This window comes from Enterococcus sp. AZ171, assembly GCF_051714005.1.
GTDB lineage: Bacteria > Bacillota > Bacilli > Lactobacillales > Enterococcaceae > Enterococcus_B > Enterococcus_B pernyi.
Genome location: NZ_JBIORA010000001.1, coordinates 2812501 through 2830379 on the forward strand (window position 1 = coordinate 2812501; position 17879 = coordinate 2830379).

The 17879-nt window shown below is 41.9% G+C and carries 11 protein-coding genes and 2 rRNA genes (1 of these 13 running past the window's edge); all 13 read right to left on the reverse strand.

What is annotated here, in order from left to right; translation table 11 throughout:
• Window positions 1-804 (reverse strand): 23S ribosomal RNA (locus IGJ49_RS13560) (it extends 2111 nt beyond the left edge of the window).
• A gap of 230 nt (window positions 805-1034) precedes the next feature.
• A 16S ribosomal RNA gene (locus IGJ49_RS13565) occupies window positions 1035-2595 on the reverse strand.
• The 16S and 23S rRNA genes sit together here, the layout of an rRNA operon.
• Before the next feature lie 964 nt (window positions 2596-3559).
• Window positions 3560-5056: a lysine--tRNA ligase gene (lysS, locus tag IGJ49_RS13570; RefSeq protein ID WP_010734126.1), complete on the reverse strand. Its 1497-nt coding sequence runs from the start codon at window positions 5054-5056 to the stop codon at window positions 3560-3562.
• A gap of 115 nt (window positions 5057-5171) precedes the next feature.
• Window positions 5172-6170: a tRNA dihydrouridine synthase DusB gene (dusB, locus tag IGJ49_RS13575; RefSeq protein ID WP_010734125.1), complete on the reverse strand. Its 999-nt coding sequence runs from the start codon at window positions 6168-6170 to the stop codon at window positions 5172-5174.
• Window positions 6171-7058: an Hsp33 family molecular chaperone HslO gene (gene hslO / locus IGJ49_RS13580; RefSeq protein ID WP_010734124.1), complete on the reverse strand. Its 888-nt coding sequence runs from the start codon at window positions 7056-7058 to the stop codon at window positions 6171-6173.
• 153 nt (window positions 7059-7211) lie between these two features.
• Window positions 7212-9308: an ATP-dependent zinc metalloprotease FtsH gene (ftsH, locus tag IGJ49_RS13585; RefSeq protein WP_010734123.1), complete on the reverse strand. Its 2097-nt coding sequence runs from the start codon at window positions 9306-9308 to the stop codon at window positions 7212-7214.
• Between the two features lie 90 nt (window positions 9309-9398).
• Window positions 9399-9944 carry a hypoxanthine phosphoribosyltransferase gene (gene hpt, locus IGJ49_RS13590; protein ID WP_010734122.1) on the reverse strand — a complete coding sequence of 182 codons (546 nt, stop codon included), beginning with the start codon at window positions 9942-9944 and terminating at the stop codon, window positions 9399-9401.
• Window positions 9944-11374 (reverse strand): tRNA lysidine(34) synthetase TilS, encoded by a 1431-nt coding sequence (gene tilS / locus IGJ49_RS13595; RefSeq protein WP_010734121.1) that lies wholly within the window; start codon window positions 11372-11374, stop codon window positions 9944-9946. The genes hpt and tilS overlap by 1 nt, the downstream gene beginning before the upstream one ends.
• Window positions 11375-11452: 78 nt before the next feature.
• The gene (locus tag IGJ49_RS13600) at window positions 11453-11923 is read right to left on the reverse strand and encodes a S1 domain-containing RNA-binding protein (RefSeq protein ID WP_010734120.1); all 471 of its coding nucleotides are present in this window, start codon (window positions 11921-11923) and stop codon (window positions 11453-11455) included.
• A 46-nt stretch (window positions 11924-11969) separates the two neighbouring features.
• Window positions 11970-12395: an FtsB family cell division protein gene (locus IGJ49_RS13605; protein ID WP_010734119.1), complete on the reverse strand. Its 426-nt coding sequence runs from the start codon at window positions 12393-12395 to the stop codon at window positions 11970-11972.
• A 63-nt stretch (window positions 12396-12458) separates the two neighbouring features.
• The gene (locus IGJ49_RS13610; RefSeq protein ID WP_019722335.1) at window positions 12459-12734 is read right to left on the reverse strand and encodes an RNA-binding S4 domain-containing protein; all 276 of its coding nucleotides are present in this window, start codon (window positions 12732-12734) and stop codon (window positions 12459-12461) included.
• A 9-nt stretch (window positions 12735-12743) separates the two neighbouring features.
• Window positions 12744-14342, reverse strand: coding sequence for a putative polysaccharide biosynthesis protein (locus tag IGJ49_RS13615; protein ID WP_023520496.1), 1599 nt, complete (start codon window positions 14340-14342; stop codon window positions 12744-12746).
• Between the two features lie 15 nt (window positions 14343-14357).
• Complete coding sequence (gene mfd / locus IGJ49_RS13620) at window positions 14358-17879, reverse strand: transcription-repair coupling factor (protein ID WP_438723849.1); 3522 nt, start codon at window positions 17877-17879, stop codon at window positions 14358-14360.

The window sequence follows — 17879 nt, forward strand, 5'->3', positions numbered from 1 at the left end:
CTCATCCCCGCACTTTTCAACGTACGTGGGTTCGGTCCTCCAGTGCGTTTTACCGCACCTTCAACCTGGACATGGGTAGATCACATGGTTTCGGGTCTACGACTACATACTCAAACGCCCTATTCAGACTCGCTTTCGCTGCGGCTCCGTCTCTTCAACTTAACCTCGCATGCAATCGTAACTCGCCGGTTCATTCTACAAAAGGCACGCCATCACCCATTAACGGGCTTTGACTTGTTGTAGGCACACGGTTTCAGGTTCTATTTCACTCCCCTTCCGGGGTGCTTTTCACCTTTCCCTCACGGTACTGGTTCACTATCGGTCACTAGGGAGTATTTAGCCTTGGGAGATGGTCCTCCCGGATTCCGACGGAATTCCTCGTGTTCCGCCGTACTCAGGATCCTCCTAGGTGCCTTCCAAATTTCATCTACGGGGCTTTCACCCTCTCTGACTGACTTTTCCAAGTCATTCGACTATCTGAAAGAACTACCATATTGGAGTCCTACAACCCCAATGAGCAAGCTCATTGGTTTGGGCTTTTCCCGTTTCGCTCGCCGCTACTCAGGGAATCGAATTTTCTTTCTCTTCCTGCAGGTACTTAGATGTTTCAGTTCTCTGCGTCTACCTCGTATACGCTATGTATTCACGTATACGTAACATCCTACAAAAGATGCTGGGTTCCCCCATTCGGAAATCTCTGGATCATAGCTTACGTACAGCTCCCCAAAGCATATCGGTGTTAGTCCCGTCCTTCATCGGCTCCTAGTGCCAAGGCATCCACCGTGCGCCCTTATTCACTTAACCTTATCAACCTTACGGTTGGGTTTTGATCTTTCTTCTAGCGATAGAAGTCCAATCAAGAAAAATAAGCAATTGAACTTATTAAAAAACTCATTCAACGCGGTGTTCTCGGTTTGTATTACTTACATTTTTACTTCAATATCCAGTTTTCAATGAACAAAATTTTGAGAGTAGACCTCTCAAAACTGAACAAAGTATCGACAAACGTGTGTAGTCTCCGTAATATTCCTTAGAAAGGAGGTGATCCAGCCGCACCTTCCGATACGGCTACCTTGTTACGACTTCACCCCAATCATCTATCCCACCTTAGGCGGCTGGCTCCAAAAAGGTTACCTCACCGACTTCGGGTGTTACAAACTCTCGTGGTGTGACGGGCGGTGTGTACAAGGCCCGGGAACGTATTCACCGCGGCGTGCTGATCCGCGATTACTAGCGATTCCGGCTTCATGTAGGCGAGTTGCAGCCTACAATCCGAACTGAGAGAAGCTTTAAGAGATTAGCTTAGCCTCGCGACTTCGCGACTCGTTGTACTTCCCATTGTAGCACGTGTGTAGCCCAGGTCATAAGGGGCATGATGATTTGACGTCATCCCCACCTTCCTCCGGTTTGTCACCGGCAGTCTTGCTAGAGTGCCCAACTAAATGATGGCAACTAACAATAAGGGTTGCGCTCGTTGCGGGACTTAACCCAACATCTCACGACACGAGCTGACGACAACCATGCACCACCTGTCACTTTGCCCCCGAAGGGGAAGCTCTATCTCTAGAGTGGTCAAAGGATGTCAAGACCTGGTAAGGTTCTTCGCGTTGCTTCGAATTAAACCACATGCTCCACCGCTTGTGCGGGCCCCCGTCAATTCCTTTGAGTTTCAACCTTGCGGTCGTACTCCCCAGGCGGAGTGCTTAATGCGTTAGCTGCAGCACTGAAGGGCGGAAACCCTCCAACACTTAGCACTCATCGTTTACGGCGTGGACTACCAGGGTATCTAATCCTGTTTGCTCCCCACGCTTTCGAGCCTCAGCGTCAGTTACAGACCAGAGAGCCGCCTTCGCCACTGGTGTTCCTCCATATATCTACGCATTTCACCGCTACACATGGAATTCCACTCTCCTCTTCTGCACTCAAGTCTCCCAGTTTCCAATGACCCTCCCCGGTTGAGCCGGGGGCTTTCACATCAGACTTAAGAAACCGCCTGCGCTCGCTTTACGCCCAATAAATCCGGACAACGCTTGCCACCTACGTATTACCGCGGCTGCTGGCACGTAGTTAGCCGTGGCTTTCTGGTTAGATACCGTCAAGGGGTGAACAGTTACTCTCACCCTTGTTCTTCTCTAACAACAGAGTTTTACGATCCGAAAACCTTCTTCACTCACGCGGCGTTGCTCGGTCAGACTTTCGTCCATTGCCGAAGATTCCCTACTGCTGCCTCCCGTAGGAGTTTGGGCCGTGTCTCAGTCCCAATGTGGCCGATCACCCTCTCAGGTCGGCTATGCATCGTGGCCTTGGTGAGCCGTTACCTCACCAACTAGCTAATGCACCGCGGGTCCATCCATCAGCGGCACCGTAAAGCGCCTTTCAAAACGAAACCATGCGGTTTCGATTGTTATACGGTATTAGCACCTGTTTCCAAGTGTTATCCCCTTCTGATGGGCAGGTTACCCACGTGTTACTCACCCGTTCGCCACTCCTCTTTTCCCGGTGGAGCAAGCTCCGGTGGGAAAAGAAGCGTTCGACTTGCATGTATTAGGCACGCCGCCAGCGTTCGTCCTGAGCCAGGATCAAACTCTCATAATATGCTAGTTCCTCACAGCGAAAGCTGATGTGGAACTGTAGTTCGAATTTTACTTTCGAACATCATATAGTTCATTTGTTAAGCTCAATTGTTTGCTAGCATATTGCTTGCTTGTTAAAAATGTTTGTTGTCTTGAATTGAATCAAGACGCCCTACACATTTGGTTTGTCTTACTTTGTTCAGTTTTCAAAGGTCTACGTGATAATTGAAACACAACTGTCTCAGCTTATCATTTGTGATTGCCGTAGCAACTTTTATATCTTAGCAAACTCTCGGATAATTGTCAACTATTTTTTAAAAGTTTTTTTGAACTCGTTTTTCACGAGGTCGTTTTAGCAACTCACTTATCATAACTCATCGTTTGTTATTTGTCAACAATTAATTTTGTTTTTTTCTTTGCGAAATCAACGTTTATCTATTGTCGTTCACAAGCGACTTGGTTATCTTATCATGTGTCGTCCCACACGTCAAGAACTTTTTTATGATCATTCAGAAGTTATGAAACTTAACTTTTGAACAAATAATAATATACCAACTAAAATCTTATTGGTCAACGAATTTTTTTGTGTTTTTTCAAGTTTTTTAGTTATACGATTAATATGATAAAAAGCGATATAAACATTCGTTTTTTACATGGTATAAAGAGATTGAAAACCTTTATCTATATAAATCATTCGCTATTGCAACTGTGTTGAAACTTCTATAAAGCAGACCCATTTCTAATGGTTCCGTTTTCTTTTTTATATCTATCTTATCCCTTGCCATAACTTTCTCTGAATTGGTTCATTGATACGCATTTACTTAAAAATTAGTTTCAATAAAGTCTTAAATATAGAACCAGATTTCAAGCAAAGTTATCTCATTTTTTCTCTAAAAAATAAACCGACAGCAGCTAGAAATAAAAATCATTTCTGGCTATTGTCGGTTTGGTTCCCTAAACAGGTTGTTTCTATTTATGTCTCAGATTTAACGCATGGTTGGAAACAGTAATACGTCACGGATCGATTGAGCATCGGTCAATAGCATGACTAGACGGTCGATTCCGATACCTAGTCCGCCAGTTGGTGGCATACCATATTCTAGCGCTTCTAAGAAGTCTTCGTCTAAACCATGTGCTTCATCGTTTCCAAGCTCGCGTTCTTTTTCTTGCGCTTCAAAACGTTCTCTTTGATCGATTGGATCATTCAGCTCAGTAAAGGCATTAGCAAATTCTTTACCTGTGATGAACAATTCGAAACGGTCAGTAAAACGTGGGTCTTCAGGATTTTTCTTCGCCAATGGAGAAACTTCTACTGGATGTCCATAGACAAAAGTAGGTTGCACTAAAGTTTCTTCCACAAACGCTTCAAAGAATTCATTGATGACGTGACCAACACCCATTGCTTCTGTCACTTCAACTTGGTGTTCTTTTGCAATCGCTAGTGCTTCTTCTAAGGTCATTTCTTTCCAGAAATCAACACCTGTATGCTCTTTGATTGCATCGACCATATGCACACGTTTGAAATCACTCTCTAAGTCAACTGCTTGACCTGCATAAGTGATTTTAGCTGTTCCTAATACTTTTTCAGCTGCATTACGGATGATACCTTCTGTCAAGTTCATCACATCTTGAAAATCAGTATATGCAGTGTATGCTTCAAGCATCGTGAACTCAGGGTTATGAGTCGTATCGATTCCTTCATTACGGAATACACGGCCGATCTCATAAACTTTTTCCATACCACCAACGATCAGACGTTTCAAATGAAGTTCTAGCGCAATACGTAGATATAGATCCATATCTAACGCATTGTGATGTGTGATAAACGGACGTGCTGCTGCTCCACCGGCTTCATTATGCAAGACTGGTGTTTCAACTTCGATATAGCCGTTCCCATCTAAATAGCGACGGATCTCACTAATGATTTGACTGCGTTTCATGAAGCGGTCAAAACTATCTCTATTACTTACTAAATCAAGGTAACGCTGTCTGTATCGTTGCTCGATGTTCGTTAATCCATGATATTTATCTGGTAATGGACGAAGTGCTTTTGATAAAATGACGATTTCAGAGGCTTTGATCGATACCTCACCTGTATCAGTTTTCATGATTTCTCCAGTTACGCCAAAGAAATCTCCTAAGTCAGCATGTTTGAATACTTCATAAGCTTCTTCACCTACTCGGTCTTTGCGTACGTAGATTTGGATTTGGCCTTCTCTGTCTTGCAGATGGGCAAATCCAGCTTTACCTTTTCCACGGCGTGTCATCATACGGCCAGCAACACTCGCTGTCAATGCCATCTCCGCCAATTCTTCTTTTGTACGTGGATCAAATAATTCGTGCAATTCTTGGGAATTATGTGTACGCTCAAATCGCTTACCAAATGGATCGATCCCATTTTCTCTCAATTGCTCCATTTTTTCACGACGAACAATCATTTGATCGTTTAAATCTTCTAATTGATTTTGTTGTTCCTCAGTCACAAAAGTTCCTCCATTCTCATCTTATTCTCTTCCTTATAATGCCAATGAAACGCAAAAAAAGCAAGCCGAACTTAGTGTTTCGGCTTGAATTTCGCAAAAAACTTAGAATAACTTCCTAAGATTGAAGTGATAATTTTTCACTTTTTTCAACCAATTGGTCAAGCAGTTCATTGATTTCATGCTGTTTCTCAGTCTTATTGATCGCTAATTTGATCTTGGCTGCACGTGAGATACCTTTTAGATAGTAGGAAGCGTGAGTCCGAAACTCACGACAGGCGATGGTTTCTCCTTTTAAATCAACTAAACGTTCTAGATGTAATTTTGCAGTAGCGATTTTTTCGCGTGCGGTTGGTTCCGGAATCAGCTCTCCAGTTTCTAAATAATGTTGTGTCCGATGGATCATCCAAGGATTCCCTAAAGCAGCGCGGCCGATCATGACGCCATCGGCACCCACGTATTCCAACATGCGTTTTGCATCTTCTGGCGTTTTGACGTCCCCGTTCCCCATAAAAGGGATCGTTAGATGTTTTTTGACTTCCTTTAACACTTCCCAATTGGCTTTTCCTTCATACATTTGCACACGTGTTCGTCCGTGCATGGCTACTGCACCGGCTCCAGCTGCTTGAGCGGCTAATGCGTTTTCGACAGCAAAAACATGTTCTTCGTCCCAACCAATACGCATTTTCACAGTAACTGGCACATCAACTGCCGATGCAACTGCATGAACCATTTCATAGACTTTATCAGGATCTAATAACCATTTTGCACCTGCTTCAGCTTTGATGATTTTATTGACTGGGCATCCCATATTGATATCAATGATATCTGCTGTAGTATGTTTCTCAACAAACTGTGCTGCTTCTACTAGTGTGTCTTTGTTCCCACCAAATATTTGCAAACTTAATGGATGCTCCGTTTCGTCGATATGCAGCATTTCCAATGTTTTTTTGTTGCGGAAATGAATACCTTGGTCACTGATCATCTCGCAAACGACCATTCCTGCACCAAATTCTTTGACGGTTACACGAAATGCGGCGTTCGTGATCCCTGCCATTGGTGCTACAACAACGCGATTCGGTATTTCAACGTTCCCGATTTTCCATGTGTGATCCACTTATAATCCTCCCAAGGCTTCTGTCTTCAATGCTGCTAGGTCATCTTCTGTGTAGGTATACTTACTATTACAAAATGAGCAAACTGCTTCTGCGCCATGGTCTTCATCGATCATTGCTTGGATTTCTGCTGCGCCTAAAGCAATGATTGCTTCGCCAAACTTTTCTTTCGAACAATCACATTTAAACTGCACAGGCATTTTTTCTAGTACTTGCAATTCGTCTGTTCCTAACAATCCATGCAAGATTTCTTCAGGTGTCAACCCTTCATCTAAGAGTGTAGAAATGCGTGGTGTTGTTTTCAGTTGCTCTTCGATTTTCACAATCGTTTCTTCGTCTGCTCCTGGCATGATCTGGATCATAAAACCACCCGCTGTTTTGATGGTATCATCCGTATTGACTAAGACGCTTAGCCCTACAGCTGAAGGGATTTGTTCTGAAATCGCTAAATAGTACGTGAAATCTTCAGCTAGTTCACCAGATACAATCGGTGTTTGTCCTGAAAAAGGTTCTTTTAACCCTAGATCTTTTGTCACACTGAACATCCCTTGTGTCCCTACTGCTCCACGTACATCGATTTTTCCTTCTGCGTTCAGCGGTAAACTCAGGTGTGGATTTTTGATGTACCCTTTGACATCACCTTTACCATTCGCATCAACAACGATCCCACCTGCAGGGCCATCGCCTTGGATGCGTACTGTTAATTTGTCTTCTCCTTTAACTGTCGCACCTAGCAGCAGACTGCCAACTAATGCACGGCCTAATGCTGCTGATGATGTATGCCAAGTATCATGGCGTTGCTGCGCTTCTGCGACAGTATTGGTTGCACGAACAGCATATGCTCGAACAAACCCGTCATTGGCTAATGCCTTTACTAAATAATCTTCCATTTGTATGTAACCTCATTTCCCGATTTTAAAACTCATAGTGAATCATACTAGTAACTTCCAAATTTTTCAACTTTTGAATTTGTAAATTCTACGTTTCTATTTTAATTGTCAGACACAAAAAAAGAGCTGCGACTTTCGTCACAGCTGCTTTCTTTATCTATTTTGATCATCTGAATGATTTTGTTCATCCGTTGAAGTCGATTGATTCTCATCATTCAACTCTTTTTTCGCTTCATCAAACTCATGTTTTTCTTCTGCTTGTTTTTCCGCATCTTTTTCTTCTAGTGCACGTTTTGCTTCTTCAAACGTTTGCGCTTCTTTTTCACTAGGGAAGTCTGCCGATTCTGCTCCTTCAGGCATTACACCTTTTTCAAAGAGAGATTTGATTGCTTTGGCATCCAATGTTTCAAATTCAAGCAGTTTTTCTGCGATCAGTTTGTGTTGCGCACGGTGTGCTTCGATGATTTCATGTGCTTTTTGATGTGCTTCCATCAAGATCTTGCGTACTTCTTGGTCGATTTCAAAAGCAACTTGTTCTGAGTATGCTTTCGTTTGACCATAGTCACGGCCTACGAATACTTGGTGGTTTCCTTCATATTGGACAGGACCTAAGCGATCACTCATCCCATACTCTGTAACCATACTTCTTGCTAGTGCTGTTGCTTGTTCAAAGTCATTTGATGCACCAGTAGATTGAACGTTGAAGATGATTTCTTCTGCGGTACGTCCACCTAGTAATCCAACGATTTGTTCAAACATATCTTCTTTTGTCATTAAGAATTGATCTTCTTTTGGTAAAGCGATCATATATCCACCAGCACGTCCACGCGGGATGATTGTTACTTTATGAACGACACGGGCACGACTCAAGACAAGCCCAACGATCGTATGACCTGCTTCATGGTAAGCGACCATTTCGCGTTCGCGTTTGCTGATGACACGGTCTTTCTTGGCTGGTCCAGCAATCACGCGGTCTTCTGCTTCATCGATATCAGAAGCATCGATTTTTTTCTTGTTTCGACGAGCAGCTACTAATGCTGCTTCGTTTAAGACGTTTTCTAAATCCGCACCAGCAAAACCTGGTGTTTGTTGTGCTACGACTTTCAAATCAACATCATCAGCAATTGGTTTGTTTCTTGCGTGAACTCGTAAAATCGCTTCACGGCCTTTGACATCTGGACGACCAACTAAAATTTGACGGTCAAAACGTCCTGGACGAAGCAAGGCTGGATCTAATACGTCTGAACGGTTTGTCGCTGCAATCACGATCACGCCTTCATTTCCATCGAATCCATCCATTTCAACAAGCAATTGGTTCAGTGTTTGTTCACGTTCATCGTGTCCGCCACCCATACCAGCGCCACGTTGACGACCGACAGCATCGATTTCATCAATAAAGATTATTGCTGGAGCATTCTTTTTCGCAGTTTCAAATAAGTCACGAACTCGGCTTGCACCGACCCCAACAAACATTTCAACAAAGTCTGAACCCGAAATAGAGTAGAATGGTACGCCAGCTTCACCAGCAACTGCTTTGGCAAGCAACGTTTTACCAGTTCCTGGAGGTCCTTCTAAGAGAACTCCGGCTGGAATACGTGCGCCTAATTCAATGAAGCGTCTTGGATCTTTTAGGAACTCAACGACTTCGACAAGTTCTTGCTTTTCTTCTTCCGCACCCGCTACATCAGAGAAACGAACGCGATTTGCTTTTTTGTCGGCTTCTTTTGCTTTGGATTTCCCAAAGTTCATCACACGGCCTCCGCCGCCTCCGCCGCCACCTTGTTGTCCCATCATCATATAGAAGAAGAAGACGATGATCACGATTGGCAAGAAGCTTAATAGGAGTGATACCCATACGCCGCTACTTGATTCTTCTCTGATCGTAGTTGCTACGTTGTTGTCTTTTGCCAACTCTGTGACTTGGCTCAATGTTGTATCGTTTGGCAAAATAATCGTAGTGAAGTGCGTAGTTGATGTCTCAGTAGTACCTAGAATCGATAGACCACCACTATTTGCAACTGTCTGTTGTTCTTTGTATTCACCTGAGATCTTATACACACCATTAGCAGGTTGCACCTCAAAGTTTTTGATTTTGCCTTCTTGTAATTGTTCAGTGAATTTTGAGTACTCGATATCTGACGACCGTTGGCCATTGTTACCAAAAATAAAGTAGACGACCATTACCATCGCTAAGATTACGAGGACATAATACAAGGCATTTTTCATCATGCCATTGTTTTTTTTGTTCATAGTTGTCCTCCCTATGCGTTATTTTTACTTGATAAATCTTTTATCAATCCTGACCATACTATTGTAACATAATTTATGAGAGATAGATGATTAATTTGATTGATAAACGCTCGGTTTTAGTACACCGATGTATGGAAGATTTCGATAGGCTTCTGCATAATCTAATCCATAACCTACCACAAACTCGTTTGGCACATTGAAACCAATGTAATCCGCTTCGATATCTACGACTCTGCCTTCGGGCTTATCAAGGAGTGTCACGATTTTGACTGAGTTTGCTTTACGGTATTTGAATAGATCGACTAAATAAGCAAGTGTTCTTCCGCTATCAATAATGTCTTCGACAATCAATAAATCACGGCCTTCCACATTCGTATCCAAGTCTTTTACGATTTTTACTTCACCTGATGAAACAGTTGCGTTACCGTAACTTGAAACATCCATAAAATCCAATTCTAGGTAAGCATCGATCGAACGGATAATGTCTGCCATGAATGGGACAGCACCTTTCAATACACCAACAACCAACGGATTTTTATCTTGATAATTTTCAGTTAACTCTTTTCCTAGTTCTTTACAACGAACTTGTATCTCTTCTTGCGTGATCAATACTCTCTCGATATCTTTTTCTAACATCAGGTTCTCCTTCCAATTGCTTCTTTTTGATATTTGTAAAGAAGTATGTAGTGTATTTTATCAGTTTCTACACCAATACTCAAATAAGAATGGACAAAAGGGACTAGACTCCATAGATTTCTCCCTTCATCTATAATAACCCATGAATTTTTTCGTTGTGCAACAGATATTTTTTTATCGATAAAATATCTTGACACTCTTTTGTTCAACGTCTCCGTCAATTGGATACGATCTCCCGGTTTTCGCCGATCGACCCAAAGCGATTGTTCGGCGGATAACCATAGATCATGAGTGAAGATTTCACCTGTTTCATCCAATTTCCAATCTGGAAGTTGGTCGGGTGTGTAGATCCCTAACCATTCCGACTCTCCTAACTGAATGGATTGATTCGGTATGATTTTTAACGGAGTATTTTGGTGGTTGGTTGATCGTTCCTTTTTTCTTTCATAAAGATAAAGTACTTCATAGGAACGTTCGATCACCCAGCGTTTGCCCAGATCAATCTGCCATTGTCCTGCGGCTTGTTCACATTGTTGTAACAACGTGTCAATCTGTTTTTCTTTGATCGTCACTTTCGTAATTGGAAAAACGTAATCAAAGAACGTGTAAAAGAAGAAGTAACGTTCAAAAGATTCCAAACTTTCGATCACCTTCCACGGAATAGATAAGCGCTCTTCTCTATACGTAAGATGTTCCGTGATCATCTGATGAGTATTTTTTCGGATAAATTGTTCTGCCCATTGGATTTGTTGCGAGAATTTTTGGAAATGAGCCATCGCTTGGGTATTTTCTTTTTTCAATTGTGGTACGACTAAATGACGCAGTCGATTACGTTGGACAGTTAGTTCCTGATTGGTATGGTCCTCAAAAAAAGGTAAATCTTCTGCTTCCGCATACGCATACAATTGTTCTTTACTAAATGACAACAACGGTCGAATAAGTCGCCCACCAGCAAAAGGTTGCGTTTCCTTGATTCCCGCATACGTACCTAGCTGCCCACCACGAATGATTTTCATCAAAATCGTTTCCATTTGATCATCCCCATGATGCGCTGTCATCAATGTATCATAATGATAATCTCGTACGATCTCATCAAATTTCTCATACCGAAAAGCTCGAGCAGCCGTTTCAATTCCTTGTTCCGCGGGATTCTCCCATACTTTTAAGTGGAAAGTAAGATTGTTTTTATCGCAAAAGTCAGCAAGATAGGCTGCTTCATCCGCAGAAACGCTCCGTAAGCGATGATCGATATGGACAACCCCTAGCCGAAAGCCAATTTGTTTTTGGGCGGTCATTAAGCAATCGAGTAAAACCATCGAGTCTACCCCACCGGAAACAGCAACTAGTATTTTCGCATGTTCAGACAGATAGCCACGGCGTAAGCCTCTTTTTATAAATGCTTGTTTAAACTGACTTGCTCTTCTATCCATTGGTGTCACATCCTTTTACAAAATAAAAAGAGCGGACAAAAGTCTGTGACAATTGCCTGCCCTTCAATTTCGCTTAGCTTAGCTACGGCGACCGCCACGGCCTCCGCGTTTTCCTTCTGTGTTGCGTTTTAAGGAAGTCAATCGATCATCGCTATCTTTTAAAAATGAGCTCATCAATGAATCGAAGTCTTCTTTTGTATTGGAAGGTTGGCTGCGAGAAAAAGATTTTTTCTGCGGTGCGCGTCCTCGATTATCTCGAGTTTCTTTTTGTGGATATCTCTTTTGACGATTTTCATCATTAGTTTCTACTGGTTGCTCTTGTGCTTTGCGGATAGATAAACCGATTTTCCCATCATCATTGACTGTAATGACTTTGACTGTTACCTCATCACCAACGCTCAATACATCATGAATATCCTTGATATAACCGTTTGATACTTCACTGATATGAACTAACCCTGTTTTGCCAGCTCCTAAATCAATAAATGCGCCAAAATTTGTGATTCCTGAAACTTTTCCTTGCAGTTTTGCTCCTACCTCGATTGACATAAAAAAAATGTTCCTCCTAATTATTTCCCTTTTTTTATATTACTGCTTATTGGGCAGTTGTTGAACTCGTTGTTTGTTCATCGGTGTCTGCTGAATTATCTGTCGTAGATTCAAGTATCGGGTAGACTTGCTCCCCTTCTTTTGAATAGAAAAATTTGCTTCTAGCAAGTTTTGCTACGTAATCTTCATCTTTAAGCAATTTCACGTCTTCTGTGAGTTGGTCTACATCTTTATTGATTTGTTGTAACTCTGTATCTGCTTCGACTTTTAATTCATTTAAATGATTCATTCGTTGCATATCATTAAAAATTTGGAAACCTATTACAGCGAAAATGACCAAAGCACCTAAAAAGATGGCTGCTAACCTGCGTCTACGAAAAATCAATTGGCGTTGTTGTTGTTGAAATTCGACATATTTTTTCTTTGCATACTCTGTGTCTAGTGCAGCGATTTTATTGCTTTTGTTTGCCACCTGTATTCGCTCCAATCTTTTTTGATTGTCATTCTTTATTATACCAACATCCTGAATGCTTGTCTAATCTATTTCGCTTGTGTTTTGTACTCGTGTTTCTGACAAGACTTCATACATTTTTTGTGCATCTTCTTTTTTTGTTGACTCATGCAACTCTGCTACCTTGATTTCCATCGTCTTGTTGCCAAATTGGATGTCCAATTGGTCTCCAACCTTGACATCACTGGAAGATTTCGCTAGTTTGCCATTGATTTTGATTCGTCCTTTATCCGCCACTTCCTTAGCGACAGATCGGCGCTTGATGATTCGCGAGATTTTTAAAAATTTATCTAGTCGCATCTCATGTCCTCACTTTTCTTTTTTTATTTTTTTCAAACGTAAGATTTTCTTACCAAATGGCAGTAACAGCCATTCACGGATCGTAAATAATTTTGTCCAGATCACTGCATATACAAATGTGACTACGCCTATAATGACACCGCCTAGGCTGGCAAAAAGAGCAGTCGAGCGATGGCTCACTGGACCAAACAATAAGTTTAAGAAGCCATAATACACAAACAACGCTAAGACCATCCAACCTAAACATTGGATCAATTTCTTACCAAATTTTCGTTCGTGCCAAAAACTATTGATTGCTGGAGTTTCAGTACGGACAAAATACCATAAAGTCACTGATAGTCCAAGTAATGTCGATAAACTAGCACCGACTGTTCCTAAATAACTCGTGAGAAGCGGTGTAGCTAAAGCTTTAGCAAGCAAGCCCCAACCAGCACCCTTTAGTGAGGGGCGGAAAGAGTTTTTACTTTGAGCAATGCTTTGGTACGCTTGAATAATTGCAGTTAGTCCAATGGAAAAAACAAATAGAACTAGTGTCATATTCCCAGCATAATCTTTAAACAATGCGTAATTGATATAAGGCAACAATACAGCTAATCCTACTGAAGCTGCCAATGCTAATGCAGTCGTCAGACGCAAGTAAATTTTTGCTGTGGAATAAAATTGTCCTTTGACTGCACTCGTTAGGTAGCGTGTCAATGCGGGTAAGAACGTAGCACTTAAAGCTGTAGCAATAACTAATCCTAATTGAACTAACGGTTGCCCACGATCATATACTCCTTTAGCTATTTTAGATGCTTGCTCAGATAAACCATAGATTTGTAACGCATTCTTAACAAAAAAAGAATCAATCAATTGGAAGAAGATCAATAGACCACTATAAATGGAGACTAATCCCCCTTCAATCAAGAAACGGCGCACGAGTGATTTCGCTGGCCTTCTTAAAATCGGAAAGTGGCGGAAGCTCAATGCACCACCATGGATTTTTTGTTCATAATAGTACAGTACACCATATGCACATACGCCACCAAATACTGCGCCACTCATTGCCGCTGTGCCTGTTTGATAGACTGTCCAGCCTAATCGCTTAAAGGCAATTGCGCTAAAAACAATGATTGCTACACGAACAATTTGTTCCACGACTTGCGAAACCGCTGTGGGCTCCATTAAAAATCGACCTTGAAAATTCCCACGATAATAAGATAGTCCTGGCATCAACAAAAACGTGAAGGAGACGATCCGAATCAACGGCATCAGTTGTTGATCCCCCATCATAAGAGCGATCCAGTGACTAAATGAAAATACGAAGAGCCAGAGTAAAAAGCCTGACCAAAAAACAAGGGGATAAAGATTTTTCAATGCTTGTCTTTGTTCGAAAGGGTCTTTTTTTTCTGCTACATATTTAGAGATAAACTGGGGTAGCCCCGACAAAGCGAGTGTCATCGCAATACCATAAATAGGATAAACTTGTTGATAAACATAAAAACCTTCATCGCCCACTAAGTTTTGCAATGGAATCCGATAGAGTGCGCTGAGGACTTTTGCTATAAAGGAGGCAAGCGTCAACACAAAGGCACCATGCATCACTTGACGCATTTCTTTATGATCCAAAGGTTCAGCCCCTTCCTATGCAGTCGCATATTTCTGTTCGCGCAATGCTTTGACAAATTGTTGGATTTCTTGCAACCAAACAGCAGTCGTTGTTTGAGGTGGCAAGGTCAAACGAATCATCATTTGTTCTTTTTCCACACCAAGTCCTGCTTTTAATTTTGTGGCAGTCAGCGCTTCAAATAATTGTTCAACCGTGTAGCGTTTTGTTCCCACTTTGCTCAACTTGAACACGATGGTTTGTTGTTGCTTACGAATCATCTCTAGCAATGCACGATCGCCATCCATTTTGATTTGTCCAATCGTCAACAAATGCGCGACTTCTTCAGGATATTCACCAAAACGATCCAGTAGATCTGCTTCTAATTCTTCCAACATCTCTTGTGAATCCAATTCGCGAATCCGTTTATAGATTTCGATTTTTTGGCGTTGATCTGACACATAACTTTCTGGTAGATAGGCATCGACGCTTAGATCGATCTCCACAGAAGTTTTTTCTATTTGCTGATTTTTACCTTGTTTACGAGCGACTGCCTCACTCAACATTTGAGAGTACATATCAAAACCAACAGCATCGATAAATCCATGTTGTTGCGCCCCTAGCAAGTTACCAGCACCACGGATCGATAAATCTCGCATCGCGATTTTAAATCCTGAACCCAATTCCGTAAAGTCTTTGATTGCTTGAAGACGCTTTTCGCTGACTTCATTAAGGATTTTTTGCTGTTCGTACATAAAATAAGCATAAGCGACACGATTGCTTCGTCCGACACGTCCTCGTAATTGGTAAAGCGTAGAGAGTCCCATATAATCGGCATTTTCTACGAAGAGTGTGTTTGCATTTGGAATATCCACACCAGTTTCGATGATCGTTGTCGTCACTAAGACATCATACTGTCCCTCGATAAAGTCGAATAATGTGTTTTCTAGTTGGACTTCCGTCATCTGTCCATGCGCATAGGCGATTCTCGCTTCGGGAACTAATGCTTGGATTTCTTCTACTTTACGTTCAATCGTTTCTACACGATTATATAAGTAGAAAACTTGTCCCCCACGTCCCATCTCTCGCTGAATCGCTTCTCGGATCGCACCTGGATTTTTTTCCATCACATATGTTTGGATCGGATACCGATTCGCCGGTGGTGTTTCAATCACCGATAGATCCCGTACGCCTAGCATCGACATATGCAGCGTTCGCGGAATAGGTGTCGCTGTCAAAGTCAGCACATCCACTTGCGCACGCAATTGTTTCAAACGTTCTTTGTGTTTTACACCGAAACGTTGTTCTTCATCAACGATTAATAGTCCTAAATCACTAAATTCAATATCTTTTGACAATACACGATGAGTACCCACAACAATATCTAGTTGTCCTGTTCGTAATTCTTCGATCGTTTCTTTTTGTTGTTTCTTTGTTCGGAAACGACTCAGCAAACCAACATTCACTGGGAATCCCTCAAATCGTTCCAACATCGTTTCGTAATGTTGTTGCGCCAAGATTGTTGTCGGCACAAGAAATGCCACTTGTTTACTTTCTTTGACTGCTTTAAAAGCGGCACGTAGCGCAACTTCTGTTTTCCCATAGCCGACGTCCCCCACAAGTAAACGATCCATCGGTTTTTCTTTTTCCATATCTCGTTTGATTTCCGCCGCACTTCGGAGTTGGTCATCTGTTTCCGAATATGGAAAAGCATTCTCAAATTCTTTTTGATAAGAGTCATCCGGACCAAATGCGTATCCTTTTTCTGCTTCTCTGACCGCATACAATTGGATCAAGTCATCCGCAATATCTTCGATTTTTGAGGAGATCTTACGTTTCGTTTTCGTCCATTCACTACCACCGAGTTTGTTGATTCGTGGTGTTTTCGATTCCGAAGCTACATATTTTTGGATCAAATTCAACTGCGTGACAGGAATAAATAGCTTATCATCATTTTGATAAATGATCGTCATATAATCTTGGTGGACACCGTCGACCTCTAAGGTTTCCATACCGATATATTTCCCGATCCCATGATTCGCATGGACAACGTAATCTCCAGCTTTTAATTCGTTGTAGCTTTTTAGTCGTTCTGCATTCGTTACCGTTTGACGACGTGTCTGTTTTTTTGTTGTCTTTTGAAAAATCTCTTTTTCCGTGATCGTTACGATTTTTTCTTGCGGCAACTCAAAACCTGTCATCAATGCGCCTTCGACTAATTGGACTTGTCCTTTGATCAGTTGGTCTGCTTCTGTTTCTACCACTAATATGTCTTCGTCACGCAACATTTGTTCCGCCTTACGGATACGTTCTTTCGTTGGAATGAAGATGACGACTGTCTGCTCTTGTTTGCGCCAACGATCCATTTCCGTTTTCAGCAATGGCATTTGTCCAAAGAACTGTTGCATCGTGCGATACTGGAACTGGTAAAGTGCTTGGAACCTGAGATTTCCCATTCCTTTTTGGAATAAAGAGAAAAAAGTGGTCGCAAATTTTTCTTTTTGGATGATCCCATGTACGTCTGCCACAAATTGTTGTTCAGAGAATACGCGTAACTCACTGATTTTTTGTGTATGCCATTCCGCTGCTTCTCTCTCCATTTCGCGATTCGTTTCCATGATTCGTTGGTAATCGTCCACAATCAGCAAGCTATCTTGGGGAAAATAATCCAAAATCGATAAATGTTCAGGATACAAAAGATCCGCATAGAACTTCGCTTGGTCTGTCGGGACATTACGTTGCCACTCCGAGATCAACTGACCGAAATAGTCATGCAAAAATTGTCGTTCAGTAGGTTCTGCGGTCGTTGCTAATTTCTTTTCTAAGAGGTTTTCTATTTTGTTGATACCGTCAAGCAGATTCTCTTGAGAATAAATTTGTTCACTTGTTGGTGGCAACCACACTTCTTCGATCTTTTCAATCGATCGTTGCGTATCAGCTTCGAAGTATCTCATGGAATCAATTTCGACATCAAATAATTCCACACGAACAGGGTATTCAAATGTCAAAGGATAGATATCGACAATACTCCCTCGCATACTAAATTCCCCAGGTTTTGCGACCATCTCTGTCCGCTCATACCCCATCAAGACGAGTTGTTGCGGTAATGAGTCCACGGCGATCTCGTCGCCAATCTGCCAATGTAATTGGGCATTGCTCCATGTTTCTTTATCAGGAAGACGTTTGTGCAGTGCTGCCACTGGAAGAAGATAGATTCCTGGCTCATCTTGTTGCAAACGATTCAACGTCGCTACACGTTCAGCCCGAGCTTCAGGAGAAGAAAAAGCCATTTCTGCGGAAAGCACTTCATCTACTGGAAATAAGTGGATACTTTCAGCTGGCAGAACGTGTTGCAGATCCTCTGCCAATTGGTTGACGTAATATAAATTTGGCATCAGGATAATCAGATTTTTATCCAGTTTTTTAAACGCATGTGCAAACAACAACGTCTTAGCAGATCCAGCTAAACCTGTAATCAACTGTCTAGACATCCGTTGTTCAAGATTCATGGACCATTCAGCCACTTGAGCATCTTTGCCAATCAATTGGATCATATCCAT

Coding starts and splice junctions, on each gene's coding strand:
- hslO (WP_010734124.1), bottom strand. CDS start 7,058: ATGGAAGATTATTTAGTAAAGGCATTAGCCAATGACGGGTTTGTTCGA.
- ftsH (WP_010734123.1), bottom strand. CDS start 9,308: ATGAACAAAAAAAACAATGGCATGATGAAAAATGCCTTGTATTATGTC.
- hpt (WP_010734122.1), bottom strand. CDS start 9,944: ATGTTAGAAAAAGATATCGAGAGAGTATTGATCACGCAAGAAGAGATA.
- tilS (WP_010734121.1), bottom strand. CDS start 11,374: ATGGATAGAAGAGCAAGTCAGTTTAAACAAGCATTTATAAAAAGAGGC.
- IGJ49_RS13600 (WP_010734120.1), bottom strand. CDS start 11,923: ATGTCAATCGAGGTAGGAGCAAAACTGCAAGGAAAAGTTTCAGGAATC.
- IGJ49_RS13610 (WP_019722335.1), bottom strand. CDS start 12,734: ATGCGACTAGATAAATTTTTAAAAATCTCGCGAATCATCAAGCGCCGA.
- mfd (WP_438723849.1), bottom strand. CDS start 17,879: ATGGATATGATCCAATTGATTGGCAAAGATGCTCAAGTGGCTGAATGG.